The organism is Streptomyces sp. NPDC001744 (assembly GCF_042892575.1).
In the GTDB taxonomy this organism is placed as follows: Bacteria; Actinomycetota; Actinomycetes; order Streptomycetales; family Streptomycetaceae; genus Streptomyces.
In genome coordinates this window covers 45,935-72,165 of record NZ_JBIAUG010000015.1, presented here as the reverse complement: position 1 = coordinate 72,165, position 26,231 = coordinate 45,935, and the positions used below count along the sequence as shown (strand labels likewise).

Annotated in this window: 21 protein-coding genes and 1 riboswitch; of the genes, 13 read left to right on the top strand and 8 right to left on the bottom strand. The window is 74.3% G+C overall.

The window, feature by feature from the left end; all coding sequences use genetic code 11:
* Window positions 1-166: 166 nt before the first annotated feature.
* Window positions 167-1,207, bottom strand: coding sequence for an NAD(P)-dependent alcohol dehydrogenase (locus ACFYZY_RS19080; RefSeq protein ID WP_388695330.1), 1,041 nt, complete (start codon window positions 1,205-1,207; stop codon window positions 167-169).
* 320 nt (window positions 1,208-1,527) lie between these two features.
* Here ACFYZY_RS19080 and ACFYZY_RS19075 point away from each other — a divergent pair, with 320 nt between their 5' ends.
* Together ACFYZY_RS19075 and ACFYZY_RS19070 are read left to right on the top strand one after the other, a co-directional pair.
* Window positions 1,528-2,280: a beta-glucanase gene (locus ACFYZY_RS19075; RefSeq protein WP_388695327.1), complete on the top strand. Its 753-nt coding sequence runs from the start codon at window positions 1,528-1,530 to the stop codon at window positions 2,278-2,280.
* Between the two features lie 209 nt (window positions 2,281-2,489).
* Entirely contained in the window at window positions 2,490-3,221 is a 732-nt protein-coding gene (locus ACFYZY_RS19070) for a hypothetical protein (RefSeq protein ID WP_388695325.1), read from the top strand.
* 48 nt (window positions 3,222-3,269) lie between these two features.
* On the opposite strand, the gene ACFYZY_RS19065 is transcribed toward ACFYZY_RS19070, so the two are convergent.
* Complete coding sequence (locus tag ACFYZY_RS19065; protein ID WP_388695323.1) at window positions 3,270-3,560, bottom strand: hypothetical protein; 291 nt, start codon at window positions 3,558-3,560, stop codon at window positions 3,270-3,272.
* A gap of 303 nt (window positions 3,561-3,863) precedes the next feature.
* Window positions 3,864-5,852: a SpoIIE family protein phosphatase gene (locus ACFYZY_RS19060; RefSeq protein ID WP_388695320.1), complete on the bottom strand. Its 1,989-nt coding sequence runs from the start codon at window positions 5,850-5,852 to the stop codon at window positions 3,864-3,866.
* Between the two features lie 356 nt (window positions 5,853-6,208).
* Between ACFYZY_RS19060 and ACFYZY_RS19055 the strand changes: the two genes are divergently transcribed.
* From ACFYZY_RS19055 to ACFYZY_RS19040, 4 genes are all read left to right on the top strand, one after another.
* Window positions 6,209-7,261 carry an iron-siderophore ABC transporter substrate-binding protein gene (locus ACFYZY_RS19055; protein WP_388695318.1) on the top strand — a complete coding sequence of 351 codons (1,053 nt, stop codon included), beginning with the start codon at window positions 6,209-6,211 and terminating at the stop codon, window positions 7,259-7,261.
* A 13-nt stretch (window positions 7,262-7,274) separates the two neighbouring features.
* Window positions 7,275-8,309 carry a FecCD family ABC transporter permease gene (locus ACFYZY_RS19050; RefSeq protein WP_388695316.1) on the top strand — a complete coding sequence of 345 codons (1,035 nt, stop codon included), beginning with the start codon at window positions 7,275-7,277 and terminating at the stop codon, window positions 8,307-8,309.
* Window positions 8,306-9,382, top strand: coding sequence for a FecCD family ABC transporter permease (locus tag ACFYZY_RS19045; protein ID WP_388695314.1), 1,077 nt, complete (start codon window positions 8,306-8,308; stop codon window positions 9,380-9,382). The genes ACFYZY_RS19050 and ACFYZY_RS19045 overlap by 4 nt, the downstream gene beginning before the upstream one ends.
* Window positions 9,383-9,667: 285 nt before the next feature.
* Window positions 9,668-10,222 carry a hypothetical protein gene (locus ACFYZY_RS19040; RefSeq protein WP_388695311.1) on the top strand — a complete coding sequence of 185 codons (555 nt, stop codon included), beginning with the start codon at window positions 9,668-9,670 and terminating at the stop codon, window positions 10,220-10,222.
* Window positions 10,223-10,347: 125 nt separating this feature from the next.
* Here ACFYZY_RS19040 and ACFYZY_RS19035 read toward each other — a convergent pair whose 3' ends face one another.
* Window positions 10,348-10,923 (bottom strand): histidine phosphatase family protein, encoded by a 576-nt coding sequence (locus tag ACFYZY_RS19035; RefSeq protein WP_388695308.1) that lies wholly within the window; start codon window positions 10,921-10,923, stop codon window positions 10,348-10,350.
* Window positions 10,924-11,035: 112 nt separating this feature from the next.
* A riboswitch (cobalamin riboswitch) is annotated at window positions 11,036-11,192 on the top strand.
* Window positions 11,193-11,231: 39 nt separating this feature from the next.
* On the opposite strand from ACFYZY_RS19035, the gene ACFYZY_RS19030 reads away from it, so the two are divergent.
* The 3 genes from ACFYZY_RS19030 (at window position 11,232) to ACFYZY_RS19020 (ending at window position 13,845) form a co-directional block, all read left to right on the top strand.
* Window positions 11,232-11,459 (top strand): CbtB-domain containing protein, encoded by a 228-nt coding sequence (locus tag ACFYZY_RS19030; RefSeq protein WP_388695306.1) that lies wholly within the window; start codon window positions 11,232-11,234, stop codon window positions 11,457-11,459.
* 14 nt (window positions 11,460-11,473) lie between these two features.
* On the top strand, window positions 11,474-12,283 hold the full coding sequence (locus ACFYZY_RS19025; protein ID WP_388695304.1) for a CbtA family protein: 810 nt from the start codon (window positions 11,474-11,476) through the stop codon (window positions 12,281-12,283).
* Window positions 12,284-12,819: 536 nt separating this feature from the next.
* Window positions 12,820-13,845 (top strand): LacI family DNA-binding transcriptional regulator, encoded by a 1,026-nt coding sequence (locus ACFYZY_RS19020; protein ID WP_388695302.1) that lies wholly within the window; start codon window positions 12,820-12,822, stop codon window positions 13,843-13,845.
* Window positions 13,846-13,913: 68 nt separating this feature from the next.
* Here ACFYZY_RS19020 and ACFYZY_RS19015 read toward each other — a convergent pair whose 3' ends face one another.
* Window positions 13,914-16,685 carry a glycosyl hydrolase gene (locus ACFYZY_RS19015; RefSeq protein ID WP_388695299.1) on the bottom strand — a complete coding sequence of 924 codons (2,772 nt, stop codon included), beginning with the start codon at window positions 16,683-16,685 and terminating at the stop codon, window positions 13,914-13,916.
* Window positions 16,686-16,993: 308 nt separating this feature from the next.
* On the opposite strand from ACFYZY_RS19015, the gene ACFYZY_RS19010 reads away from it, so the two are divergent.
* From ACFYZY_RS19010 to ACFYZY_RS18995, 4 genes are all read left to right on the top strand, one after another.
* A complete protein-coding gene (locus ACFYZY_RS19010) occupies window positions 16,994-18,298 on the top strand; it encodes an extracellular solute-binding protein (RefSeq protein ID WP_388695298.1) in 1,305 nt (434 codons plus the stop codon).
* Window positions 18,299-18,385: 87 nt separating this feature from the next.
* The gene (locus ACFYZY_RS19005; protein ID WP_388695295.1) at window positions 18,386-19,351 is read left to right on the top strand and encodes a carbohydrate ABC transporter permease; all 966 of its coding nucleotides are present in this window, start codon (window positions 18,386-18,388) and stop codon (window positions 19,349-19,351) included.
* Window positions 19,348-20,277 carry a carbohydrate ABC transporter permease gene (locus tag ACFYZY_RS19000; protein ID WP_388695292.1) on the top strand — a complete coding sequence of 310 codons (930 nt, stop codon included), beginning with the start codon at window positions 19,348-19,350 and terminating at the stop codon, window positions 20,275-20,277. The genes ACFYZY_RS19005 and ACFYZY_RS19000 overlap by 4 nt, the downstream gene beginning before the upstream one ends.
* A gap of 58 nt (window positions 20,278-20,335) precedes the next feature.
* Window positions 20,336-21,739 (top strand): GH1 family beta-glucosidase, encoded by a 1,404-nt coding sequence (locus ACFYZY_RS18995; RefSeq protein WP_388695289.1) that lies wholly within the window; start codon window positions 20,336-20,338, stop codon window positions 21,737-21,739.
* Between the two features lie 84 nt (window positions 21,740-21,823).
* Here the strand turns inward: ACFYZY_RS18995 and ACFYZY_RS18990 are convergent, their stop codons facing one another.
* From ACFYZY_RS18990 to ACFYZY_RS18980, 3 genes are all read right to left on the bottom strand, one after another.
* Window positions 21,824-23,188, bottom strand: coding sequence for a carbohydrate-binding protein (locus ACFYZY_RS18990; RefSeq protein ID WP_388695287.1), 1,365 nt, complete (start codon window positions 23,186-23,188; stop codon window positions 21,824-21,826).
* A gap of 141 nt (window positions 23,189-23,329) precedes the next feature.
* Window positions 23,330-24,277: a LysR family transcriptional regulator gene (locus tag ACFYZY_RS18985; protein WP_388695284.1), complete on the bottom strand. Its 948-nt coding sequence runs from the start codon at window positions 24,275-24,277 to the stop codon at window positions 23,330-23,332.
* 693 nt (window positions 24,278-24,970) lie between these two features.
* Window positions 24,971-26,152, bottom strand: coding sequence for an aromatic acid exporter family protein (locus tag ACFYZY_RS18980; RefSeq protein ID WP_388695281.1), 1,182 nt, complete (start codon window positions 26,150-26,152; stop codon window positions 24,971-24,973).
* Between the last annotated feature and the right edge of the window lie 79 nt (window positions 26,153-26,231).

Here is a 26,231-nt window from a genome sequence, read left to right as displayed (position 1 = left end):
CTCGCCGGTCCGGTGTTCACGCGCAGGAGGCTACTCCGCCGGGGCGCGCCGCGACAAGGCCGTTCGCACGCCGCGGGGCGCCGTCGGGGCCGTGGGGCGTCCTCCCCCGGTCCCGTGCCCGTCGGCGCCCCGGCGCCGGGCCTTCCCGGGCGGCGGGGCGGCGCGGTCAGCCGTTGGGCAGGATGACCGCCCGTCCGTCGACGCGTCCCTCGTGCAGCCTCTCGTACGCCTCGGGCGCCTCGTCCAGGCCGTACCGCTCCACGTGGACCTCGACGGCCCCGGCGCGGGCCAGGTCGAGCACTTCGATCAGCTCGGCCCGGCTGCCCCAGTACGGGGAGGCCACGGAGACCTCGTACGCCGGGGAGCCGAAGCCGACGGGGAGGGAACCTCCGCCGAGGCCGACGATCGTGACGTCGCCCTCGATCGCGGCCATCGCCCCCGCCGCGGTCACCGTCGGCCCGGCGCCCACGAAGTCGAGGACGACCTCCGCACCGCGGCCGCCGGTCAGCTCGCGGACCCTGGCGGCCGCCGACGCGTCGGAGATCACCGTCTCGTGCGCGCCGACGGAGCGGGCGAGGGACAGCTTCTCCTCGGTGACGTCCAGGGCCACGACCCGGGCCGCGGTCATGGCGCGCAGCAGCTGGATGGCGATGTGGCCGAGCCCGCCCGTGCCGATGACGACGGCGGTGCTGCCGGGAACCAGCTTCGGGAGCGACCGCTTGAGGGCGTGGTACGGGGTGAGGCCGGCGTCCGTGAGCGGCGCGGCCCGCACGGGGTCGAGGTCGCCCAGCGGGACGAGGTGGCGGGGGCTGTCCACGACCATGTACTCGGCGATGGCGCCGGGGGCGCCCAGACCGGGCGGCATGATGCCCAGTCCGGCGGCCCGCGGACAGTAGTTCTCCTTGCCCTGCGCGCACACGAAGCAGGTGCCGCAGCCCCAGGGGCCGTAGACGGCGACGGAGTCACCGACGGCGAACCCCTCGACACCGGCGCCCAGCACCTCGACGGTCCCGACGCCCTCGTGGCCGAGGGTCAGGGGCAGCGGGAAGGGCAGCTGGTCGGCGGACCAGCTCATGACGGCGATGTCGGAGTGGCAGACGCCGGCGGCGGTGACCTTCAGGAGCACCTGTCCGGGACCGGGCTCCGGGTCGGGGACGGTGACGACCTCGGGCGGAGCGCCGACCGTGCGGTACTGGAGTGCCTTCATGACGTTGCCTTCGTCCTTCGTTCGTTCCGGTGGTTCGGCGGGCCGCGCGGGCGCCGTCGACGGGCCGACGGCCTTGATGCCTACCCCCGGGAGGCATGGCCGAGCGCCGCCGTCCCGGTGAGAGCGACGGCGCCGTGCTCGGCCGCGACGCGGGCGGCGGTCCGGTAGGCCCGTCACGGCGTCCACCGGCCGGACCCGTCGAAACACGACGAACGGCGGTGACGAGTTGTCGCCAGAATGTGACTCTCCGTGGTTGCCGGTGGTCCGGCGGGGGCAGATCACCCCTGGGCCGATGGGCGCCCGAGCGAAAGGAGCGAGCCATGCTGTCCGACTTCTTCGACCGACTGCTGCGACGTGGCGCCGGGTCGGGCCCCGGCACGGGACCGCCCGCGGGGCCGGAGGTGCCCGGCCGGGCGCGGCCCCCGGGGAACCTCGTCCTGGAGGCGGACTTCTCGTCCACCGAGCAGTGGGTCGCCGGCCGCACGTGGGCGTACCCCCGCGGAGGACCGACCAATCCGGGGGACAACAAGCTCGACCACCTCACGGACGATCCCGCGTACAGCCGCAGCGGGCTCTTCCGGGCCACCCGCAGGTCCGACGGGTACTGGGACTCCGGGCTGCTCACGACCGAGGGCAGCGCCGAGGGGTTCCTCCTGCGGGCGGGCGACGTCCTGGAGGCGCGGGTGCGCCTCCCCGAGGAGACCGGTGCCTGGCCGGCGATCTGGACGTGGCTCGACGGCGGCCAGGAGATCGACGTCTTCGAGTACCACCCCGACAACCCGGACCTGCTGGAGCTGTCGAACCGGGTCCGGGGACGCCACCACTACTTCCGGGACCCGGCCGTCCGGCCGGGGGCGTGGGTCGACCTCCGGGTCCAGTTCGGCGCCCGGTCCGTGGTGTGGTGGGTGAACGGCGCCCGGGTCTTCGACGACCGCCGCGGGGTGGGGCGTTCCTGGCGGGCCCACCTCATCGTGAACCTCTCGGTCTGCGCGGGCCGCTACCACCCGGCGCCCGGTCCCGGCACGTCGGAGATGTCGTACGAGGTGACGGAGTTGCGCGTGTACCGCGCCTGACGTGCCGCCGGGCCGTGCGGCGAGCGGTGGCCGGTGGGGGCCGGGTCCCTCCCGCCGGGGCCGCGGGAGGGCCTTCCGGGGGACGGCGGGCGGGGCGTCGGGGCGCGCCGCGGAGGACGGGCGCGCGTCGGGGGAACGGGAGTTGCGTAGGCTCGAACGGGGCGTTCCGCGCACCCGCACCGTGCCGCCCGTACGACGAGGAGGACCCCATGACCACCGCCGAAGAAGGACGGCAGCAACTCGACGCGGTCAGCGTCCTCAACGCGAAGAGGACGCTCCTTCAGCTCCTGGCCCGGGCGGGCGTCTGGTCGGGCGACGCGGAGGAGCTGATCGGGTTCGTCGAGGCGGGGGCTCTGGCCCTGGCGTACGAGGAGATCGCCGGAGCCCGGCGGAACTCCCCCTCGGGGAAGGCCGGGTCCTACGCCGCCGGCTGGTTCGACGGGGTCCGGGCCGTGACCGGTGAACTCGGCGGCATCGCCGAACGGGCCCTCCGGCACGCCGTCGCCGCCGATCCCACCACCGACTCCCCCGACGACCGGCCTCCCGTGGGGCGGACGGAGGTGGAGCGGACCAAGGTGGCGGTCGTCCCGCTCTACCTCTCGTTCACCGACGTCTCCGACCTCGACCCGGAGGTCTCCGAGCAGGTGCTCACCGCCGTCCTCGGCACGATGAGCTCCCGTCAGCGGTCCCGGTACCCGGGGCGGTTGACGGAGTTCGCCACCGCTCACCGGACGCACCTGGAACGGCTGTACGCGGAGTACGGACCGGGCAGCGCCATCGCGATCCACGGCCGGTACACCCTCGTCCACTCCCCCACCAGCCTCGCCGTCCTGGAACGGCTGGCGGCGGCGCCCTCCGCCCTGCACGAGGAGTGGGACGCCGCCGAGCTGCCGCCCGCGTGGCTGGACGGCCTGACGAGGGCCTGGGACGCGCGGGTCTGACCCGCCCCGGCGGACGGGTGCGGGGTGCACATCTCCCCTGGACCCGCGCTAGTCGGCGAAGGCGTCCGGGCGGGAGCCGAGGAACACCTCCTCCGCGCCGCCCGCCCGCGCCGTCCCGCCCCGGCGGGCGTCGGTCCAGATGGCTTCGAGGCCGAGGGACAGGTGCGGGTCGGCCACCCGCCAGGACGGCGTGGCGCCCGCGCCGTCCCGCACGCGCGCGTGGCGCGGGGGCGCCGCCAGGGCGGCGCGCTCGATGCCCCCGAGGCGCCGCTCGAAGTCGGCCTGCAAACGGTTCATGGTGTTGAGGAAGTCCTCGAGAGGAACAGTTCCTTCGTACATGTTTTCCTCCTGTTGTCCACGGCCCTCCGGTCGCGTCCTCGGCGGCATGCCGGGGAGAGCCGTCACGGGGTGGGACTCGATCGAGACAGAACCGACATCACGGGCATATCCCCGAAGACATTACATTCGAATAAAAAGGGGACTGCCGATGTCACATCCCCTCAACGACGCCTCCCCTCGGAGGGGAACGCAGCATTCGGGTGACTCGCACCGGAAGGGGAACCGGTGCCGTGCGGGGTCGGGGACACTCCGCGCGAGCGGCGGCCCTGCCCCTCGCCGCCCGGACCCGGCGCGGTGCGCCGCTCAGCCGGACGGTTCCGCGCGGAAGGCGATCATGGCGGTGTCGTCGCGATGGTCGGAGAGGCCCTGCAGGAGGCGGAGCAGCTCCGGCAGCCCGGCGTCGCGGTGGAGCGCCGCCGCCTCCAGGAGGCGCGCCTGCCCCGTGTCCAGGGAGGTGCCCGGGGTCTCGATGAGGCCGTCGGTGTACAGCAGGAGGGTGTCACCGGGAGCGAGGACGCACGCGTGGGTCGTCCGGGGGATCTCCGGCACGACGCAGAGCGGCGGGTCCTCCCCGTCGCCGACGAGGAAGCGGGGCTCTCCGGCGGCGGGCACGAGCAGGGGCGGCGGATGCCCCGCGTTGGACCAGGTCATCCGCCAGCTGCCGCCCGGACGCCGCCGCAGGTGGGTGTGGACGGCGGTGGTGAAGGAGCCGACGTCGAGGCCCCCGGCGGCGTCGTCGAGCATCGAGAGCACGGCCGCCGGCGTGCAGTCGGAGCCCTTGTTCCAGGCGAGGCCGCGCAGCATGCTGCGCATCTGGCCCATGACGGTGGCGGCGGTGAGGTCGTGCCCCGCGACGTCCCCGATGTCGAGGACGAGGGTGCCGTCGGGAAGCGTGAAGGCGTCGTACCAGTCGCCGCCGATCTCGTTGGCCGAGCTGGCCGGCTGGTAGCGGGCGGCCAGGCCCGCCCCGGGCACCGAGGGCGGCCGGGTGAGCTGGGCGCGCTGGAGGCGCAGCGCGGCGCGGCGGGCCTGCTGGAGGTCGAGGACCCTGCGCACGGGCCGCTGGGCGTAGTGGAGGACTTCGCGCAGCAGTTCGATGTCGGCGGGCCCGGGAACGGGGGTGTCCCCGCTGGTGGCGGTGGTGGCGTAGCCGAGGACGGTGTCGTCGACGACCAGGGGGACGAGCGTCATGCTCGTGGCGCCGACCGCCGTGAGCCAGCGTTCGGTGACCTCCGGCACCAGACCGGACGGCACGCGGCCGGCCGGAGAGAGCCGGAACGTCTTCGGACGGCGGCTCTCCAGCACCTCCCGCACGGCCGGGGTGACCGTGAGGACCTGCCCCATCGGGGCGGGCGGGGGCGGGAGCCCCGGACGGGTGGCGGAGGCGATCCGCTGGGCCGTGACAATGACGTTCTCCGGCAGCGGCCACTCCTCGTGGGAGAGCAGCAGGATCACGCAGGCGTCGGCGAGTTCGGGCACGACCGACTCCACCACCACGGCGAACGCCGCGTCCAGGCCGCCGCCCGACGCCTGCGCCACCCGGGCGAGGAGGTGTTCGCGCAGTTCGGCGCCCCAGCTGTCCTCCACGTCGACGATGGCGGCGATCCACTCCTCGGCGCCGCCGTCCCGCACGATGGGGACGCAGCGCACCGCCATGTGGCGGTAGGAGCCGTCGGCCGTCCGGAGCCGGAAGGTGTTCTGGTAGATCCCGGGAGGCCTGCGGGCGACCGCCGCGCGCCAGCCGCGGACGAGCGGCTCCCGGTCCCGGGGGTGGAGGTAGGCGTACATGTCCTCGCCCTCCCGGTCGGGCAGGGGGTTCCCGGTCAGCTTCTCCCAGCCGGGGACGATCTCCTCGACGGGGCCGTCCGCGTGCACCACCCACACCATCTGCGAGATGGCCGTTACCAGTGCCTCGAAACGCTGGAGGGCCCGGGTCTCCGCGGTGGTCTCCAGCGTCACGACCAGGACCCCGTCGCCGTCCGGGGTGGGGACGGGGGTGCAGGAGGAGACGAAGTGCCGGACGCCCTCCGGACCGCCGGGGACGGGCAGCAGGGAGCCGGTGAGCTGGCAGGGGCGTCCGGTGGCGAGGACCTCGTCCAGGACGGACAGGAAGCGCTCGGCGGCCGGTTCCGGGTACGCCTCCCGGGCCGGTCTGCGGAGGGGTCGGTTCCCGAGCATCCTCCTGTACGCCGCGTTGATGTAGACCAGCACGTGCTCGGGGCCCGAGAACAGCGCGACCGCCGCAACGGTGGCGTCGAACAGCTTCGGGTCCAGGGCCCTGGCCGGGCTCACCGCCGGCCCCTTCCCGCACCGGCCCGCGGAAGGTCCGGGCGCCCGCCGGTCCCCCGGCGTTCCGCTGCGATCACTCCGCCCGCCTTTCGTCTCTCCGGCACCGCCCCCGCACCCTCCAGGGGACCGCGCGACGGGGGTCCGCGCCACACGGGCGGCCACCCCGCCCGTGTCCGCCCGGCGGTGTCCCCGCCCCCACGGACGCGCTCCGCAGGCGTCCGGCCCCCGGTGATCGACCCCGAAACAGATAGGTTAGGCTCACCTAACATACGTTCGCGACGGCCGTCGTCCCGCGTGACCACGCCCTGGGGACCCGGACACGGCGCCGGCACACCCCTGCCCGGAGACAAGGAACCACCATGCCCTCTCTGTTCACCCCCGTCCGCCGCCGCGTCCTCGCGGCGGGTGCCGTCGCGGTCTCGCTCGGCCTCATGGTGACCGGGTGCGGCTCGGACGACGGAAAGGACGACGCGGCGGGTCCGGCGTCGAAGGCTCCGGCGGGCGCGTTCCCCGTCACCGTCAAGAGCGCCCTCGGCGAGGCGGTCATCAAGGACAGGCCCAAGCGCGTCGTCACCCTCGGCCAAGGCTCCGCGGAGACCGCCATCGCCCTCGGCAACGTCCCGGTCGGCATCGAGGAGTACCCCTGGGGCAGCGACAAGACCGGCTACCTCCCCTGGATCCACGAGGCCGTGACCAAGTCCGGCGCCGCGCTCCCCAAGCAGTTCAAGGGCGGCGAGGAGCTCGACATCGAGGCCATCACCGAGCTCGAGCCCGACGTCATCCTGGCCCCGTGGTCCGGCATCACCCAGAAGCAGTACGACATCCTCAAGGACATCGCGCCGACCGTCGCCTATCCCGAGAAGGCGTGGAGCACGAACTGGGACCAGCAGATCGAGATCGTCGCCAAGGCGCTCGGCCAGCCGGAGAAGGCCAAGGAGCTGGAGGCGAAGATCGACAAGCAGCTCGCCGACGCGGCCGCCTCCCGCCCGAACTACAAGAACGTCACGTTCTCGTACATCTACAACACCGGTCCCGGCACCCTCGGCGTCTTCAAGCCCGAGGAGCAGCGCGTCGCGATGGTCTCCAAGCTGGGTCTCAAGGTCGATCCGGTGGTGAACACCTTCAAGGAGACCGAGGGCACCGACTCCGCCCTGATCGGCCTGGAGAACGCCAACAAGCTCGCGAACAGCGACATCGCCTTCACCTTCTACATGGACGAGAAGTCCCGCAGGACGGTCGAGGCCCAGCCCCTGTACGCGGCCATCCCCGCCGTGAAGAAGGGCGCGCTCGTCTACAGCCACGACACGCCGTTCGTCACCGCCTCCTCCATGATCAACCCGCTGACGGTGCCGTACAGCATCGAGCGCTACCTGCCGATGATCGACAAGGCCGTCGCCAAGGCCGGGAAGTAACAGCGGACCCGGCGTGACCACTCTCTCCCGTACCGGGCAGGACCCCGCCGTCGTGCGGCGGGGCCCCGCCCGGTACTTCGCAGCCGCCGTCCTGTGCCTGGTCCTGCTCGCCCTCGCCCTGCTCGCCGGCGTGATGTTCGGCAGCAGGCCGACGTCCGCGGCCGACGTCCTGCGGGTCGTCACCGGAGGCGGCGACGACTACACCCGCACCGTCGTCGAGAGCCGCTACCCGCGCACCGCGCTCGGCGTGCTCGCGGGCCTCTGCCTCGGACTGGCCGGCACCCTGATGCAGGGCATCACCCGCAATCCGCTCGCCGAGCCGGGGCTCCTCGGCATCAACGCGGGCGCGTCCGCGAGCATCGTCGCCGCCACCGCGTTCCTCGGCGCGTCCGGACAGCGGGAGACCATCTGGTGGGCGCTCGCCGGCGCCCTGGCGACCGGTGTCCTCGTCCACGTCGTCGGCACGGCCGGGGGCGGCGGCGGTCCGGTGCGACTCGTCCTCGCCGGCGCGGTCCTCTCCGCCGTCCTCGCCGCGTTCATCCAGGCCGTCGCGCTGTCCCGGCCGAAGGTCTTCGACACGTACCGCTACTGGGTGGTGGGGTCGCTCGGCGGGCGGGGCTTCGACGCCCTCTGGGCCGTGCTGCCGTTCGCCGCGGCCGGCCTCCTCCTCGCCGTCCTCCTCGCGCCCGGCCTCAACGCCATGGCGCTGGGCGACGACAAGGCCGCCTCGCTCGGCATCAGCCCCGCCCGGGTCAAGGGCGCCGGCCTGCTCGCCGCGACGCTGCTCAGCGCGTCCGCCACGGCGGCGGTGGGACCCATCGCCTTCGTCGGACTCGCCGTCCCGCACCTGGTCCGGGCCCTGGTGGGCGCCGACTTCCGGATGCAGATCCTCTTCACCGCGCTCACGGGACCCACGCTGCTGCTCTTCGCGGACGTCATCGGCCGGGTCCTGCTGCGCCCGCAGGAGCTGATGGTCGGCGTCGTCACCGCCTTCGTGGGCGCGCCCGCCCTGCTCTTCGCCGTCCGTCGCATGAGGGGAGCGGCATGAAGACCGCCGACCGCACCGGTTCCCGGACCGTGACGCCGCGTCCGGCGGGACGCGTCCTCGTACGGGTGGGGCCCCGGGTCGCGATACCCGTGCGCCGCTCCTCCCTGCTCGCCGCCGCGGTGTCGGTACTGCTGCTCCTGGGAGCGGCCGTGGCGACCCTGACGGCGGGCCGGCTCGGCATCGGCCTCACCGACCTGCCGTCGGCCCTCACCGGCGGGGCGACCGGCAAGAACGCCTTCGTCCTGAACCGGCTGCGCGGCCCGCGGCTCGTGGTGGCCGTCGCCACCGGGGCGGCCCTCGGCCTGTCCGGGGCGCTGTTCCAGTCCGTCACCCGCAATCCGCTGGGCAGCCCCGACGTGATCGGGCTCGGCGCCGGTTCCGGCGCGGGGGCCGCGGCCGCCGCGCTCTTCTTCCCCGGCACCGTGCCGGTGCCCGTCGGCGCCCTGCTCGGCGCGGTGACCGCCATGGGGGTCGTGTACGCCTCCACCGGAACCGGGTTCCGCCACCCGGGAAGGCTGGTCGTGGCGGGCATCGGCGTGGCCGCGATGGCGACGGCCCTGACCCAGTACGTGGTGTACGCCGTCGAGCGCGACAAGGCGAGCGCGCTGACCGCGTACATCAACGGCAGCCTCTCCGCCCGTTCCTGGGAGGACGCGACGGTCATCTGGGGGGTGCTGCTCGTCTGCCTGCCCTTCGCGGCGCTCCTGGCGCGGCCCCTGGGCGTCAGTGAGATGGGCGACGACCTCTCCACCGGTCTGGGAGCCCGCCCCGCCAGGACTGCGACGGCGGCGGTCGCCCTGTCGATCGTGCTGTCCGCGGGCGCCGTCAGCGTGGCCGGGCCGATCGCCTTCATCTCCCTGACGGCACCGCAGATCGCCAAGCGGGTCACGCGCGGCGGCGGGCCGCAGCTGGTCATGTCGACCCTGCTCGGCGCCCTGCTCCTGGTCCTCGCCGACCTCGCGGCCCAGCAGTCGCCGTTCTTCGACGACCTGCCGGTCGGCCTGTACACGATGGCCGTCGGAGGGGCGTACCTGGGTCATCTGCTGCTGCGGGAGTGGAGGCGGCCCGTCTGAGGCGGGGCCGGGGCGGTGGCGCGTGCGGCCGGCGAACCCGCCGGGCCGGAGGGGGACGGGGCCGGGCGCGAGCGGCCCGCCGCCCGCCCCCCGCCCCGCGTCCCGCGCCGGGGCGGTGGCGGATTGCGCGCGCACCGGTTCGGCGCGATTCCGCCTCGGTCACGAGTACAAAGCGTCACCCACATCAGTAGATATGCCTCCGATGCCTCTTATACGGGCGTCGAGGTGGACAGCATTCCCCCTGCACCACGACACGGTGTGACCGTTCATCGCAGGAGGAAGACCGTGAAGCGTGTTCCGTTCCGCCGTCCCGCCGCACTGCTGGCCGCCGCCGCGGCCCTGATCGCAGGCTCCGTCCTGTCCGCCCACGCCTCGACCGCCTCTCCGACCGACCAGCGGGCCGTCTACGCCGAACAGGCCCGTGCCGCCGGCCTCTCCGGGGCGCGGGCCGGGGAACTCCAGCGCCGGGTCGACGCCGTCCTCGCGCAGGAACCCCGAGCCCGCCAGATCTCGGCGAACAGGCTCGCCACCGCCGGCGGCACCGTCACCGTCGCCGTCCCCGGCCTCCCCGGAGCCCGCGACCTGGCCTCCCCCGACCGGGCCGTGAGCTGCGCCGACGGCCACCTGTGCATCGTGGACGGGCGCGGCTACACCTACGACTACTACCGCTGCGGCTACTACGACTTCACCGGCGTCGGCGACGGCACCTTCAACAACAACCAGACCCCCGGGACCCGGGCCCGCTTCTACAACCAGAACGGCAGCGAGCGCTGGTCGAACGTGGCCAAGTCCACCGGTACCGCCTCCTGGACGCCCGTCTTCCACATCCGCCCCTGCTGACCACCGCCGACCGCGCCGCCCCCCGCCCCGCCCGGGGCCGGGGGCGGCCCGCGTCCACGGTCCCGCGGACCCCGCCCGGCGTCCGGCCCCGGCGGTCCCGGGGCGGGGCCGGTGTTCCGGGGCGGTCAGCGGCCCCCTCCGAGGGGCTCCCCGGCGCGCAGGTTCCAGCGCCCGCCGCGACCGCTGAGGTGAACGGCCGTCAGGGGGCGGACGTCCAGGCGCCGGGCCGTACCGTCCGGCGCTCCGAGGGCGTGGACCGTCGCGGCGCGCACGACGTCGGGCTCTACGACGGCCGTGACGCGCCCCGTGCCCTCCTGGAGGGCGTCGAGCCAGACGCCGACCCGGACGCGCAGGTCGCGCAGGGACTCCCCGCCGTGCGGTGCCGCCGTCGGGTCGGACAGCCAGGAGGCGAGCGCGTCGCCCTCGGTGGCGGCGATCTCCTCCAGGGTCCGTCCCCGCCAGCGCCCCACGGCGCAGCCGGCGAGGCCGTCCACCGGTTCCGCCCGCAGGCCGAGGGCGCGCGCGGTGGCGAGGCAGCGCGCGGAGGGCGAGGCGTAGGCGCGCGGGGACGGACCGACGAAGGCCGCGGCGGCCTCGGCGCGGGCGAGCCCCGCCGGGTCGAGGGGACCGTCGTCGTCGAACCGGACCTCGCGCAGCGCGTCGTTCACGGCGGGCGGGATCAGCGTCAGCCGGACTGTCATCGGGGTTCCTTCCCGGTAGGGGGCGGCGCCGGGCGGCCGTGTCCGGGGCGCGGAGCCTTCGGCGGGTGCCCCCGCCCGGAGCGCGGAAAGTGATCCGGACCTCACACCCTTAACAATGCTCATGTCACGCGGTACCGTCGAGCGACATCTGAACAACGTGACGACGGCGATACGGAAGTCCGGTGGGAACCCGGCACGGTCGCGCCACTGTATGCCGAGGCGTCCCCGGGACGTCACGGCGAGTCAGACCCGTGGACCGTCGTCCTGCACCACCGACCGGGACGCGAGTTCCCTCAGGAGGTTCCCTCATGGCCGAAGCCGCCCTCTCCGCCGCCGTCTCCCCCCCTTCCGTCGCCGTACCGGCTCCGCTGCCCGTGCGGGTCGTGCTGCCCTGGGCCCTCTTCGTCGGTCTCCTCGCGCTGATCGCGCTCTACTTCGTGGGTGCGGAGCAGGGGGCCACCTCCCTCTTCGCGGGCTCCGGCGTGCACGAGTGGGTGCACGACGGGCGTCACCTGCTCGGCTTCCCGTGCCACTGAGGGGCGACGCGCGCGTGCACGCCTCCATGGTGAGGACCCTGCTGGTCCGCGGGATGCTCGCGGGCCTCGTCGCCGGCCTGTTCGCCTTCGCCGCCGCCTACCTGGGCGGCGAACCCTCCGTGAACAGGTCCATCGCCGTGGAGGAGGCGCAGGCCGCGCGGGAGACGGCCCACTCCGAACACGGTGACCACGGCGGCGCGGGAGCCGGCGCGGTGGAAGAGGAGGAGGTGGTCGGCCGTTCCGCGCAGTCCACCTTCGGCCTGGCCACCGGCGTCCTGGTGTACGGGGTGGCGCTGGGCGGCGTCGCCGCGCTCGCGTTCTCCTTCGCGCTCGGCCGCGTCGGCCGGTTCGGACCGCGGGCGACCGCGGCCCTGACGGCGGCCGCGGCCTTCACCACCGTCTGCCTGGTGCCGTTCCTGAAGTACCCGGCGACCCCGCCGGCCGTCGGCAACCCCGACACCATCGGGAGGCGCACCGCCCTGTTCTTCCTGATGATCCTGCTCAGCGTGCTCCTCGGCACCGCCGCGGTGATCGCCGGGCGCCGTCTCGCGCCCCGGCTGGGCAACTGGAACGCGAGCCTGGCGGCCGGCCTCGGCTTCGTCGCCGTGACGGGCGCCGCCTTCGTGGTCCTGCCGTCGAACGACGACGCGGTCTCCGCGACCTTCCCGGCCGATCTGCTGTGGGAGTTCCGGATGGCGTCGCTCGGCGTCCAGGCCGTGCTGTGGACGGTGTTCGCGATCGTCTTCGGCGTCCTCGCCCAGAAGGCGCTGGCCGCGCGCACCGGCGGCACGGAGGCCCCGGCCCGGACCGGGATCGCCGGCTGAGCCACGGTCGCCGACCGACCCACGGCCGCCGGACGGCACGCCCCTGCGGGGCGGGCGTCCGGCGGCCTCTCCGGTTCCGGGCCCGCCCGGCCGTCCATCGGCCCGGCGGGCCCGTGCCGTTCCCGCCGGCCGGACGGGCCCGGCCCGGGGCACAGCCGGTGACGGCCCGCCGCGCTCCGGCCGGTCGCCCCGCCAGGGGGAACGGACGTGTACGGCGGCCGCTCGCCCGCGCGAGCGTCCACGAGCCGGCGTGACGGGCTCCGCCCCGTACCCACCACCGGGTCCGGTGCCCTGCCGCCGCCGGGCTCCATGCCGTAAGGCTCCGGCGGCGGCCGAACGCCGAGGAGGGGGTCGGCGGGGGTGTCCGGAACGCGCGGGGCTCCCTCTCTGGGAGCGCTCTCAGAAGGTGCGGGCTACAGATATCCTGATCCCCCGAACGCCGCCCCGCCCCGCCCCGCCCCGACCTCCGCGCCGCGTGCCCCGCACCGCACGCCGCGCACGTCCCCTCCAGCCGACCCAGCCGAGGAGCGCCCGCCTTGCCCGAGCAGACCACGGGGCCCCGCCCCACGCTGGAAGCCGTCGCCGCGCGCGCCGGCGTGTCCCGCGCCACGGCCTCCCGGGTCGTCAACGGAGGCGCGGGCGTGCGCGCGCCCCTGGCCGAGAAGGTGCGCAGGGCCGTGGAGGAGCTCGGCTACGTCCCCAACCACGCGGCCCGCTCCCTGGTCACCCGGCGCAACGGCGCCGTCGCCGTGATCATCGCGGAGCCCGAGTTCCGGATCTTCTCGGACCCGTTCTTCGAGCAGCAGATACGGGGTATCAGTCGCGAACTGACGGCTCACGACTCCCAGTTGGTGCTGCTGTGGGTGGAGGGCCCCGGGGACCACGAGCGGATCGCCCGCTATCTGGGCGGGGGACACGTCGACGGCGCGCTCGCGTTCTCGCTGCACAGCGACGACGCCCTGCCGGCCATGATCGGAGGGGCGCGGATTCCGGTGGTCGTCGGCGGGCGGCCCGCCCCGGGCACCGATCCGGCCGTACCCTTCGTCGACTGCGACAACCGGGGCGGCGCCCGGGAGGCGGTGCGCCACCTGAGGGGCCTCGGGCGCGGGAACGTCGCCCACATCTCGGGCCCCGCCGACCAGACCTCGGCGATCGACCGGCTGAACGGCTACCGGGACGTCCTCCTCGACGCCGATCCCGCGCTGCTGTGCGCGGGCGACTTCACCGAGGAGAGCGGCGCGCGCGCCATGGCGGAACTGCTCGACCGGCGGCCGGACATCGACGGGGTGTTCGTCGCCAACGACCTGATGGCGTCGGGCGCCCTGCGCACCCTGCGGGAGCGCGGGGTGCGGGTGCCGGAGGACGTGGCGGTCGTCGGCTTCGACGACATGGCCTCGGTGGTCGGCAGGACCTCCCCGGCCCTGACCACCGTGCACCAGGACGTCGAGGGCATGGGCCGGCTGATGGTGAAGCTCCTGATGCGGCTGCTCGACGGGACCGGTCCCGGGGTGCCGAGCTCCGTGATCACCCCGACCTCGCTGGTCCGCCGCGCCTCCGCCTGAGCGCCCGGACGGGAGACGGCGGGCCCGGGGTGCGTCCCCCGGGCCCGCCGCCGTGGTCCTCCGCGGGGTCAGTCGTACGGGATGACCACCACGGACCGGTCCGTGCCCGTCCGGAGCCGCGAGTCGCCGTTGCCGATCGCGCTCCAGACCTCCAGGCGCACCGTTCCGCCCCGCAGGTCGCCGAGCGTGCCGGTGGCGGCCTTCAGGCCCCGGGACTGGGCGTACTCCTCCCACCCCGTCACCGGGTCCGTCGCGAAGTAGTGGTACGTCTCCGTGCGGTCGAAGGTGCCGTCGCCGGTGAGGTCGTAGCTGATCCGGGCCTGCTGGCCGAGTCCGACGGCCGTGCCGGCGTCCACCTGGAGCCGGAAGGCGGTCGAACCGCCCGCCCGGAGCGTGCCGTTGACGTTCCTCGCCTCGTAGACGAGCGGCCGGTACGGGGTGCCGTCGTGATTGGCGCCCTGAGCCGAGGCGAGGGTGTCGGCGCTCTCGGCGGCTCCGGTGGCCGTGGTGAGCGTGCCGCCGGTGCGGAGCTGGAAGGTGTTGCCGGTGGACGGCCCGGGACCGGGGTCGGTGCCGCCCGTCCCGTTGCCGGTGGCGGTGGAACGCGCCGGCACGGAGAGGGACGTGCCGTCGGAGAAGGTGACCGTGCGGGCGGTCGCACCGTGGTTGTGGGCCACGTAGGTGCGCGTGGTGCCCTTGGAGAAGACGGCGGAGGTGGGGATCGAGCCGGTGACGGTCGCGTCGGGGGCGCCGAGCGCGTCGAGCGTGGTGATCCAGTGGTAGGTGTGGGCCCTGGACTCGCCGGCCTCCGGGGTGTAAGCGGCGTTCCCCGCGTCCCACTTGGCCTTGGCGGCGGCGGGGTCGGCGAGGGACTGGAACTCCCAGAGGATGTCGCGCCATTCGACGGCGGGGCCGCCGTTCTCGCGTTCCATCTCGGCGATGTTGCGCCGGATCGCGTCCTTGCGGCCGCCGAGGTGGAGGGAGCCGCCGCTGGTCACGGGCAGGACGTTGATGCCGTGGATCTCCTCCGGGTTGGCGGTCCACCAGGTGGAGTAGGCGCCGCCGCTGCCCCAGACCATGCCGACGGTGTCGTGCGCGAAGGAGCCGGGGAAGACCTGCTGGTCGGCGTCGAACCAGTACTGGGCGACGGCCTCGGCCTCGGTGGTCAGGAGGTACGTGCCGAGGTCGCGCAGGGAGGTGTCGCCGGTGGCCGACCCCCACAGGACGAGGGCGGCGCTGAGGTTGGTCGACTCGGAGGACGACTCCTGGTTGTTGCCGGCGGCGAAGCCCTGGTGGCCGCTGGCCCAGCTGTGTCCGGCGTAGACGTCGAAGCCGCGCAGGAAGGGGAAGGCGGTGTCGGTGCGGCTGGGGTTGGCGGTGTCGCGGACCAGGGTCCTGACCATGGTCCCCCAGGCGGAGTCGGCGGCCCAGTTCGGGTCGTACTGGGCGACGATCGCGGCGGCGTACACGTAGTAGCCGTAGTGGAAGTGGTGGTCGTTGAGTTCGGTGTCGCTGCCGTAGGAGGCCGGGTACCCGGTGAGGGCCTTCCAGACCCTGTCGTACGAGAACTCGTTGGCGCCGCCGGCCGTGAACCACTCCTGGAGGCGGCCCTTGATCAGGCCGAGGAGCTTGTCGCGGATCGCGCCCTCGCCGATCCGGTCGGCGATCGGCACCAGTTGGGCGAGCTTGCCGAGGGCCTTGCCGGTCCAGTACGTGTCGACGGCTCCGGAGAACGGGTCGGAGGAGTTCGCGACCTCGTTCAGGTGGCCGCGCAGACGGGCCGTGTCGATGCCGCTGCCGGGCAGGGCCGGGAGGGTGGCGGCGGCCTTCTGGGCGGTGGTGAAGGAGGTCCCCGCGCGGACCTTCATGGTGCCCCGGGGCGAGACGTAGGTGTAGGGGGTCAGCGGGTCGGTGGTGTGCAGCCACTGGTGGCGGTAGAGGGCCTGGAGGGTGCCGCGCTCGGTTCCCTCCTTGGCCTCGGTGGTGAGGCCGTAGGTGGCGCGGACGGTGCCCGCGTCGTAGCTCCAGTTCACCGTGGAGCCGGTGACGAAGCTGTAGGCGTACGTGCGGTACGTGGCGAGCGCGTCGGTGGAGGGCAGGACGGCGACGGAGAAGTAGTCCTTGCCGCCGAGTCCGGCGGTGAGGGTGGAGCCGGAGACGTTCCAGTCGGTGCCGCTGGGCGAGAAGAGGGCGTAGTGGTGGCCCGCGACGGTGATGCCGAGGACGTTGCCCTGGTCGGCGAAGACGGTGGGCGTCTGCGCGGTGGTGATGCGGGCGTCGCCGCCGGTGCCCCTGGCGTACACGAAGGGGAGGCCGTGGCCGATGGTGGTGCGCAGGGTGCGGGCGCCGTCGGACCAGTAGGGGGTGACGGTCCAGTCGGACCAGGCGTCGGCCCTGGTGTCGGGCGAGTTGAGGCCGGTGAGGCCGAGGGTGAGGTCGCGCTTGTGGGGGAACTCGTACTGGCGGCCGTCGCCGACGATCGCGGGGCTGGTGGGGTAGCCGATCTCCAGGCCGCCGGCGACGGCCTGGTAGGTGAGCGGGTGGCCGTACATGGGGGTGGAGTACGGGTTGCCCCCGTAGCGCTGGAGGGCGAGGGAGGACCACCAGTCGTTGGTGGGGACCGGTCTGCCCTGGGCGGCGGCGGTGACCTTGGGGGTGACCGGGGTCCCGGTGTCGGTGGTGGGGCCGGAGGTGCCGGCGGGGCGGGTGTCGGAGTAGCTTCCGGCGCCCGCCGGGACGGTGGCCGCGGCCGCGGGGGCGGCGGCGGGGCCGAGCCCCACGGCGGCGAGGGCGGTGACCAGGGCCAGCGCTGCGGCGGGCCGGGTGCGGGGGGAGGGCATGGAGGGGCACCTCATTCGTCGTGACGGATGGTGCTCGGAGGGGGGACGCCCGGAGTGGGGAGGGCGGTGTTCGAGAAGTGGGGAGCCGAGGGTGCGACACGACTGAGAGCGCTCTCAGAATGACGGAAACGTAGAACCCGCGAAACGAACGTGTCAAGAGGTTGAACACGGCTGCCCTCCCAGGGCACTTCGCGTCCGTTACGCCTTCGAGCCTTGACGGATGGACCGGACCGGAGGCACGCTCCCTCCGCATGACTGAGAGCGCTCTCAGACGCTCTCGCTCGTTCCGGAGCCAAGGGAGGCTTCCCATGCCCATCGCCCGAGCCGCCAGAAGAACCGCCGTCCGCCTGGGCGCGGTCACGCTGGTCGGCGCCCTGCTCGCCGCCTGCGGCGGATCGAAGGACGGCGCGTCCTCGGACGGCGCGGGAGGGAAGATCACCCTCACCGTCGATCTCTTCGGCTCCTTCGGGTACAAGGAGGCCGGGCTCTACGCCGAGTACGAGAAGCTCCACCCCGGCGTCACCGTCAAGCAGACGGACACCGAGGACGAGGCCGACTACTGGAAGTCCCTCCAGACCCGGCTCGCCGGGAACGCCGGCCTCGCCGACGTGCAGGGCATCGAGGTGGGCCGCATCGCCTCCGTCACCCAGCAGCAGGCCGACCGGTTCGAGGACCTGAGGAAGTACGGCGCGGACTCCCTGAAGGACCGGTTCGCCCCGGCCAAGTGGGCCGCCGCCACCGGCAGGGGCGGCGAGGTCCTCGGCCTCGGCACGGACGTCGGCCCGGAGGCCATGTGCTACCGCGCCGACCTGTTCGAGCGGGCCGGGCTGCCCACCGACCGCGAGGAACTCGCGAAGAAGTGGGCCACCTGGGACGGCTACCTGGACCTCGGAAAGCAGTACAAGGCGAAGGCGCCCGCCAGGAGCGCCTGGCTCGACAGCGTCGGCAGCCTCTACTCGATCATGATCGGCCAGGAGAAGGAGCGCTACTACGACGCCTCCGGCAAGCTGATCTGGGAGGACAACCCCGCTCTGCGCGCCGCCTGGGACCACGCCGTCCGGGCCGCGGGCGACGGCCTGAGCGCCAAGCTCGACCAGTGGTCCCCGCAGTGGAACCAGGCGTTCTCCGCCGGCTCCTTCGCCACCATGCCGTGCCCCGCCTGGATGCTCGGCTACATCAAGGGCCAGACCGGCGAGGCCGGCAAGGGCAAGTGGGACGTCGCGAAGCTGCCCGGCGGGGCCGGCAACTGGGGCGGCTCCTACCTGGCCGTCCCGAAGGCCGCGAAGCACAAGAAGGAGGCGTACGAGCTGATCGAGTGGCTCACCGCCCCCGAGCAGCAGACCAGGCTCTTCCGGAAGCAGGGCAACTTCCCCTCCGCCACCGGCGCCATCGAGAAGATCGCCGACGCGAAGGACCCGTTCTTCTCGAACGCCCCCATCGGCAGGATCTTCGGCGACGCGGCGAAGGCGGCCCCGGTCCAGGTCCTCGGCGCCCACGACCAGAACATCGCCCAGCAGATCACCAACGCGCTGAGCGAGGTCGAGCGCAAGGGCACTCCGCCCGAGAAGGCGTGGGCGAACGCCAGGAAGGGCGTGGAGAACACCATCGGCTGATCCGTTCCGGCGGACGGGCCCCCGCCCCGGGGCGTCCGTCCGGCGCAGCCCCGTTCCCCGCCCGACCCCACACCGAAGGGCCGCACCGTGACCCTCACCGCACCCGAGACGCCGGCCCGGCCGAAGCCGGTCCCGCCGCCCGGCCGGCCGGGCCCCGCCCGGCGGACCTGGCGGAAGGTCTCCCCTTACGCCTACCTCGCCCCCTTCTTCACCCTGTTCGCCGCCTTCGGTCTCTTCCCGCTGCTCTACACGGCCTTCGTCTCGCTGTACCGGGTGGAGCTCCAGACGCCCGGCGACATGGAGTGGCGCGGCCTGGGCAACTACACCGCGCTCTTCGGTGACGCGTACTTCTGGATCTCGCTGCGCAACACCTTCACCATCGGCCTGCTCTCCACCGTGCCGCAGCTCGTCATGGCCCTCGGCCTCGCCCATCTGCTGAACTACCGGATGCGCGGACGGACCTTCCTGCGCACGGCGGTCCTGCTGCCGTACGCGACCTCGGTCGCCGCCGCCACCCTCGTCTTCGCCCAGCTCTTCGGGCGGGACTTCGGGCTGATCAACTACGCGCTCGGTCTGGTCGGCGTCGACCCCGTCGACTGGCAGAACGGGACGGTGGCCTCGCAGATCGCCGTGTCGACGGTCGTCGTCTGGCGCTGGACCGGCTACAACGCGCTGATCTACCTGGCCGGCATGCAGTCGATCCCCGACGAGCTGTACGAGGCGGCCGCGATGGACGGGGCCTCGCGGTGGCGCCAGTTCTTCCACGTCACGCTGCCCGGCCTGCGGCCCACCATCCTGTTCACCGTCATCGTCTCCACGATCGGGGCGACCCAGCTGTTCGGCGAGCCGCTGCTGCTCGAAGGGTCGGTCTCGGGCGGCATCTCGCACCAGTACCAGACGCTCGGCCTGTACATGTACGAGCAGGGCTGGGGCTTCTTCCACCTGGGCCGGGCCGCCGCTATCGCCTGGGTGATGTTCCTGCTCATCGTGGTGCTGGTCGGGGCCAACGCCCTGATCGCGCGCCGCCGTTCCCGCAAGGAGGCCGCCCGATGACCGCGTCGACCGCGCCGACCGCCCCGGCCGCGCCCGCCGCGCCCCCGGCCGCTCCCCCCGCGCCCGCGCCCGGCGGGCCGCCCCGCCGGGGAGCCCCGCGGGCGGGCCGCACCCTGCACGCCGGACCGCTGGCGTACGGGATCCTGGTCGTCGCCGTGCTGTTCTCGGCGTTCCCGTTCTACTGGACGATCGTGGCCGCCAGCCGGTCCAACGCCGAACTGGCCCAGGTCCCCCCGGTGTTGCTGCCGGGGCCGAACCTGATCGAGAACTTCGGGGCGGTCCTCGAAGAGGCGGACATCGGCAGGGCGCTGCTCAACTCGCTGATCGTCTCCGGTTCGATCACCCTCGGCACCGTCCTGTGCTGCACGCTGGCCGGTTTCGCCTTCGCCAAGCTCCGCTTCAAGGGCCGGGGCGCGCTGCTCGCGGTCACCGTCGGCACCATGATGATCCCGCCGCAGCTGGGGGTGATCCCGCTGTTCATGCTGATCGCGGAACTCGGCTGGGTGAACCAGCTCCAGTCGGTGATCCTGCCGGGTCTAGTCTCCGCGTTCGGCGTGTTCTTCATGCGCCAGTACCTGACGCAGTCGCTGCCGGACGAGCTGATCGAGGCGGCGCGGGTCGACGGCGCGTCCACCGCCAGGATCTTCTGGTCGATCGTCGTGCCGATCGCCCGGCCCGGCATGGCCGTGCTCGGTCTGCTGACCTTCATGGCGTCGTGGAACGACTTCTTCTGGCCCGTCGTCGCCCTCACCTCCTCCGAGCCCACCGTCCAGGTCGCGCTGCGCCAGCTCGGCGGCGGCTACGTCCACGACCAGTCCGTGATCATGGCGGGCACGCTGCTCGGCACCCTGCCGGTGCTCCTCGTCTTCGGCCTGCTCGGCCGGCAGATCGTCGGCGGCATCATGCAGGGCGCGGTCAAGGGCTGACCGCCCCTCCCCCGCCCCTTCCTCCTCCGTACGCCTCACCCCAGGGAGCTCCCACCCCATGACCGCGCTCGACGCCCGCACCGAACCGACGACCACGCTCCGTTTCCCCGAGCGCTTCCGCTGGGGCACCGCCACCGCCGCCTACCAGATCGAGGGAGCGGCGGCCGAGGACGGCCGCACCCCGTCCATCTGGGACACCTTCAGCCGTACGCCGGGCAAGGTCCGCAACGGCGACACCGGCGACATCGCCGCCGACCACTACCACCGGCTCGACGAGGACGTCGCCCTGATGCGCCGGCTCGGCGTGACGGACTACCGCTTCTCGATCGCCTGGCCGCGGGTCCAGCCCACCGGACGGGGACCGGCCGTGCGCAAGGGCCTGGACTTCTACCGGCGCCTGACCGACTCCCTCCTGGAGGCCGGCATCCGGCCGGTGGCGACGCTCTACCACTGGGACCTGCCGCAGGAGCTGGAGGACGCGGGCGGCTGGCCGCACCGGGAGACCGCGTACCGCTTCGCCGAGTACGCGGGGATCATGGCGGACGCCCTCGGCGACCGGGTGGCGACCTGGACCACGCTCAACGAGCCGTGGTGCGCCGCCTTCCTCGGCTACGGCAGCGGCGTGCACGCCCCGGGCCGCACCGACGACCTGGCCGCGCTGCGCGCCGCCCACCACCTCAACCTGGCGCACGGCCTGGGCGCGCGGGCGCTGCGCGGTGCGCTGCCCGGGTCCGCCGAGGTGTCCCTGACCCTCAACCTGCACGCCGTACGGGCCCTCACCCGGGCCCCCGGAGACCTGGACGCGGCCCGGCGGATCGACGCGGTCGGCAACCGGATCTTCCTGGACCCGGTCTTCCACGGGCGGCTCCCGGAGGACCTGGTCCGCGACACGGCGGCGGTCACGGACTGGTCGTTCGTGCGGGACGGCGACCTGGAGACGGCGGCGGCGCCGCTCGACTCGCTGGGCATCAACTACTACTCCCCGTCCGTGGTCGCGGCGGGCTCCTCGGAGTCGCCGTCGCCGTGGGCGGGCGCGGAGCGGCACGTGCGGTTCGTGCCGGCGCCGGGGCCGCGCACCGCCATGGACTGGCCGGTGGACGCGGACGGGCTGCACGAGCTGCTGGTCCGGCTGCGGGACGAACTGCCGGGCGTACCGCTGGTGATCACGGAGAACGGCGCGGCGTACGACGACTACGCGGACCCGTCGGGGAACGTGAAGGACCCGGAGCGGGTGGCGTACCTGCGCGCGCACCTGGCGGCGGTGCACCGGGCCCTGGAGGACGGGGCGGACGTGCGGGGCTACTTCCTGTGGTCGCTCCTGGACAACTTCGAGTGGGCGTACGGCTACAGCAAGCGGTTCGGCATCGTCCACGTGGACTTCGCGACGCAGCGGCGGACGCCGAAGGACAGCGCCCGCTGGTACGCGGAGGTGATCGCCCGGGGCGGCCTCGCGGGGGCCTGACGGGCGGCGGTACGGCGGGAGGGGGTACCGCGGCGCCCCCTCGGAGCCGCGGCACCCCCGGTCGTCACGGCGACGGGACCCGGGTCACACCCGCTGCCACAGGGCGGGGACGCCGGACGGCTCCCAGCCGGCCTGGGCCTGGTGGCCCTGGAGGCAGCGGTAGGTGGCGCCGCCGTAGGTGACGGTGTCACCGGCCGCGTAGACCTTGCCCGCCGCCCACGTGCCGCCCGGCTCGGGGCCGGGGCCCGGACCCGGACCCGGGTCGGTGGTGGTCTTCAGGGTCAGGCCGTAGTTCTGGAGGATCGGGTTCAGCGGCTGGAAGAAGGTCGTGCCGCCGCTGGAGCAGGTGCCGGAACCGCCCGAGGTCACGCCCTGGGCCTGGCTGCCGGAGATGTACGAGCCGCCGGAGTCGCCGGGCTCGGCGCAGACGGTCGTGCGGGTGACGCCGGAGATGGTGCCCTCCGGGTAGGTGACGCTGGTGTTGTGCTGCTGCACGGTGCCGCAGTGCCAGCCGGTGGTCGAGCCGGAGCGGCACACGGAGGAGCCGGCGGGCTGGAGGACCGAACCGGTCACCTGGACGTTGGCGCCGCCCGCGCCCTTCACGTACGGGGTGGCGGTCCAGCTGGAGTTGGCGGCGACCCAGGCCATGTCGTTGCCGGGGAAGACCGACGCCTGGAAGCTGCCCTGGGCGACCTGGTTGAAGCCGCTGGTGGTGGTGCCGGCGCGGCCGCAGTGGCCGGCCGTGGCGAAGCCCTGCGTGGTGCCCTTGGTGATCGGGAAGCCGACGGAGCAGCGCCCGCTGCCGTTCATGTAGTACGCGTCGCCGCCCCGGAGGTCGTACAGCGGGCGGGGCGCCTCGGTGGTGCGGACCACCTTCACCAGGCCGCGCGGGACGCCGGTGGCCGCGACGAGCCGCGCGCCGGCTCCGGCCCGTGCCTCCTCGACGACGAGGACGTTGGCGCGGACGTCGACGTAGCGGACCGGGGCGTCGGCGGTGGCGGCCCGGTCCAGGGCCTCCTTGGCCCGCTCCAGGGCGGCTAGTCCGTGCGTCACGACCCGGGCGTTCGCGCCCGAGGCCCGTATCGCGGCCGCGTCGGCGGCGCGGGTGGTGGCCACGGTCAGGGTGCCGGACTCGGCGCCCTCCACCCAGGCGCCGGCGAAGGCGGCGCCCAGGTCCTGGCGGAGCCCGGCGGCCCTGGCCCCGGCCTCGGCCTCGTTGGCGAGGCGGTTCTCGGCCTGGGCACGGGTGAGGCCCAGGTCGCGCTGCATGGCGCGGAGGAGTTCGGGCTGCGCGGAGGCGGCGCCGAGGGCGTCGGCGGCCGTCCGGACGGTGGGGACGCGGTCCTCGTCGTGCGGGGCCGCGGTGGCGGAACCGGCCTGGAGGCCGGCCAGTGCCAGGCCGGCGGCGGCCAGCACGGTACACGCCGTGCGGGCGTGTCGTCGGAGCATGGGGAGTCTCCTCGGTTGGCGGTGGGGATCTGCCGAAACCGTAGGGATCCCGCCGGAGGGGCGGCAGTTGCCAGACGGCCCCTGCCACGGCGTTATGGCCGGGCGGACGGCGGCGTCACGGCCCGCCGTCGCCCGGACGCGTCAGCGGGGACCGCCCTCCCGGGGCGGCGGGGCCGGTGTGCGGCCCGCGCTGTGGGCCAGCGCCTCCTCGTGGGCGGCCCGGGTGTGGTGCAGCACGGCGGCGGCCCGGCCGGCCGCGCGTCCCTCGGGGTGCCAGCCGAGCAGGTGCCGCCAGACCAACGGCGCGCCGGCGAGGGGGCGGGTCACGATGCCGGGGGTCGCGGGGAAGGTGGCCCGGCACAGGCCGACGGCCCGGCCGACCCGGACCAGGTGCGCGCAGGAGGCGGTGTCCGCCTCGTAGACACGGGCCGGGGTGAAGCCGGCCCGTACGCACGCGGCCGCGAAGCAGTCGCCGAAACAGCCGTCGCCGGGCACGTCGGTCCACGCCTCGTCGGCCAGTTCGGCCAGGCCGACCTCGGTGCGGGGGGCCAGCGGGTGTCCGGCGGCCAGCATCACGTACACGGGGTCGCGGGCGACCTCCGTCCAGGCCAGCCGTCCCGCTTCGGGCGGGCTGCTCTCGCCGCAGACCCCGACCAGGGCGAAGTCGAGCCGTCCCGCGGCCACCCCGCCGGCGATCTCGCGCTCCGACCAGGAGGTGTACGTGGTCACGGACGCGCCGGGTTCGGTGCGCGCGAGCCGGTCGACGAGGCCGCCGAGGAGCGGTCCGTGCGTGCCGCCGAGCCGGTAGCCCTCGGCCCCGTCGCGCGCGAACCGCACGGCCTCCTCCTGGAGTCCGCACACGGCGGGCAGCACCACGCGGGCGCGTTCGAGGACGAGGTCGCCGAGGGCCGTGGCCCGTACGCCCTCCCGGCCCCGTTCGAAGAGCGTCCCGCCCAGGGCGCGTTCGATCCTCTTGAGCTGGGCGCTGAGCGCGGGCTGCGCCAGTCCGAGCGCGGTGGCGGCGCGGGTGAGACTCCCCGCGTCCGCGATGGCCCGGATCGTCTTGAGGTGCCTCAACTCCAAGTCCATACGGAGAGCTTGGCGCTCCGCACCCGAGAGGTCCAGACCAGCGACCACGTGGTTGTCCGGGAAACGGAAGACCGCCGGGCGGTTCCGGCGGGGACTCCACGGCCCGGGAGGTCCGCCGGACACGGGTCCGGACGCGAGCCGGGAAGCGGCCCGGGAAGCGGGAACCGGCCCCGGGCGACAACCGGTCCGAGGAGGGCGGGACGGGCTCCGACCGGACGGGGCCCGGGGCGGGCCCCCACGGCCCGCCCCGGGTCCGGCCCGGCCGGGGCCGATGCCCCACCCGCCCCTCCGGACCGGTCCTCGGCGCACCGGTGCCCCGCTCCGCGCGGATGCCGCCCCCTCCGCGGCACCCGCCGCGACGGCGCGGGGCGTCCTCCTCGTTCCGGTTCGCTCCACCGGCGGGGCCGGCCGGCCGGTGGGACTGTCCGGCCGACCGGCCCCGCCGGTCGGCACCACTCTCCCGCCCGCCGCTCACGTCTCACTCACGTTCCGCTAACGCCTCCGCCCGGACGCGGACGCGCGTCCGGGCGGGGTGGGCCGGCCCCGTCGCGGCCCGTTCTTCGCGGAGCCCGCGCCGGTGCTTTCCTGTCGCACCCGGGCATCGCCCCCGCCGGGTCGGGCCGCCCGCCCCGGCACCGCTCGCCACCGAGTCGCCGCTCCGGCCGGAACGCCGTACCGCCGGCGCGCCTTCCCTCAGCCGTGCGTTTCGGCGGCGAGGTCCGATGCCTGCTTGATCTCCTCCAGGATGCGCGCCGCCTCCACGAGGACCGTGCCGTGCACGGGCCACTCCCCCGCGCGGCCGAGGCTGCCGTCCCGGGCCGCGTCCGTCACCTCCTCGTAGCGGCGCTCGGCCTCCTCGACGCGGCGGCGGAACCGGTCGGGGTCCGTCGGCCCGCCGGGCGGGCCGAGGCATTCCAGGCCGTCGGCGACGGCGTGGAGCAGGCCGGCGCAGGAGGCGGAGAACTCCGCCGAGACGGACACCTCGGGGAACCGGTGTGCCCCGGTCTCCCCGGTTTCCGGTCCGGGGGACGTGTGGGACAGGGCACGGGCGAGGGAGCGGATGTGCGTACCGATGCGCTCGACCATGCCGATGGTGTCGTGGCAGCGCCCGATCGACTCCCTGGCGGCGCTCCACGAATGGCGCGGGTTGAGCCGGGTGTTCTCCTGCTCCTTCTCGAGCGCGGCGCGCGCCCGTGCCGCCTGCGCGGCCAGGTCCTCGCAGCGGCGCGGCCAGTCCTTCCGCGCGTCCTCGTCGGGCGCCTCTCCTGCGGCGGTCCGTGCCAGGTCGCGGAGCAGGTCCCCGGTGCGCGCGGCGAGGTCCTCGACCTGGCGCCGTGCCGTGGCCAGGTGCGGCGAGGGGGCGACGGCGAAGTGGGCGGCGAGACCGCAGCACACGCCGATGGCGGCGGACGCCACCAGGTGCCCGATGTAGTCGATGCGTCCCCCGCCGCCCGCGAACGCGAAGAGGGCCACCACCGGCACCTGGGTGCCCTGCCCCCCGAACAGGTGGAGCCGGGCCACCACGAGGGCGACGAAGACCAGCACGCACAGGGCCCAGGCGTGGACGCCGACGGTGGTGCCGAACGCCGCCGCCACCGCCGTCCCGACCGCCATCGCCCCCAGGTACTGGGCGGATTCCCACAGGGAGCGGTAGACCGTGGACTGGAGGGCGAGCAGGGCGGTGAACGGGGCGAACCCCGTGACGTTGGTGGGCAGCAGCAGCGAGGACAGGCACCAGGCGACGGTCGCGGCGGCCGCTCCCTTCGCCTGGAGCAGCATTCCGTCGCGCGCCTCGCCCGGTCCGCGTATCGCCTCCCGGACGGTCTCGCGGGCGGCACCGCACCGGCGCCTGCACCAGTCCCCCGTCCCGGACATCCGTATGTGCACGCCTCTCCCGTCGTCGCTCCCCGTACCCGGGCCCGCTTACCCGCCCCGCGGGGATGGATGTACGTGC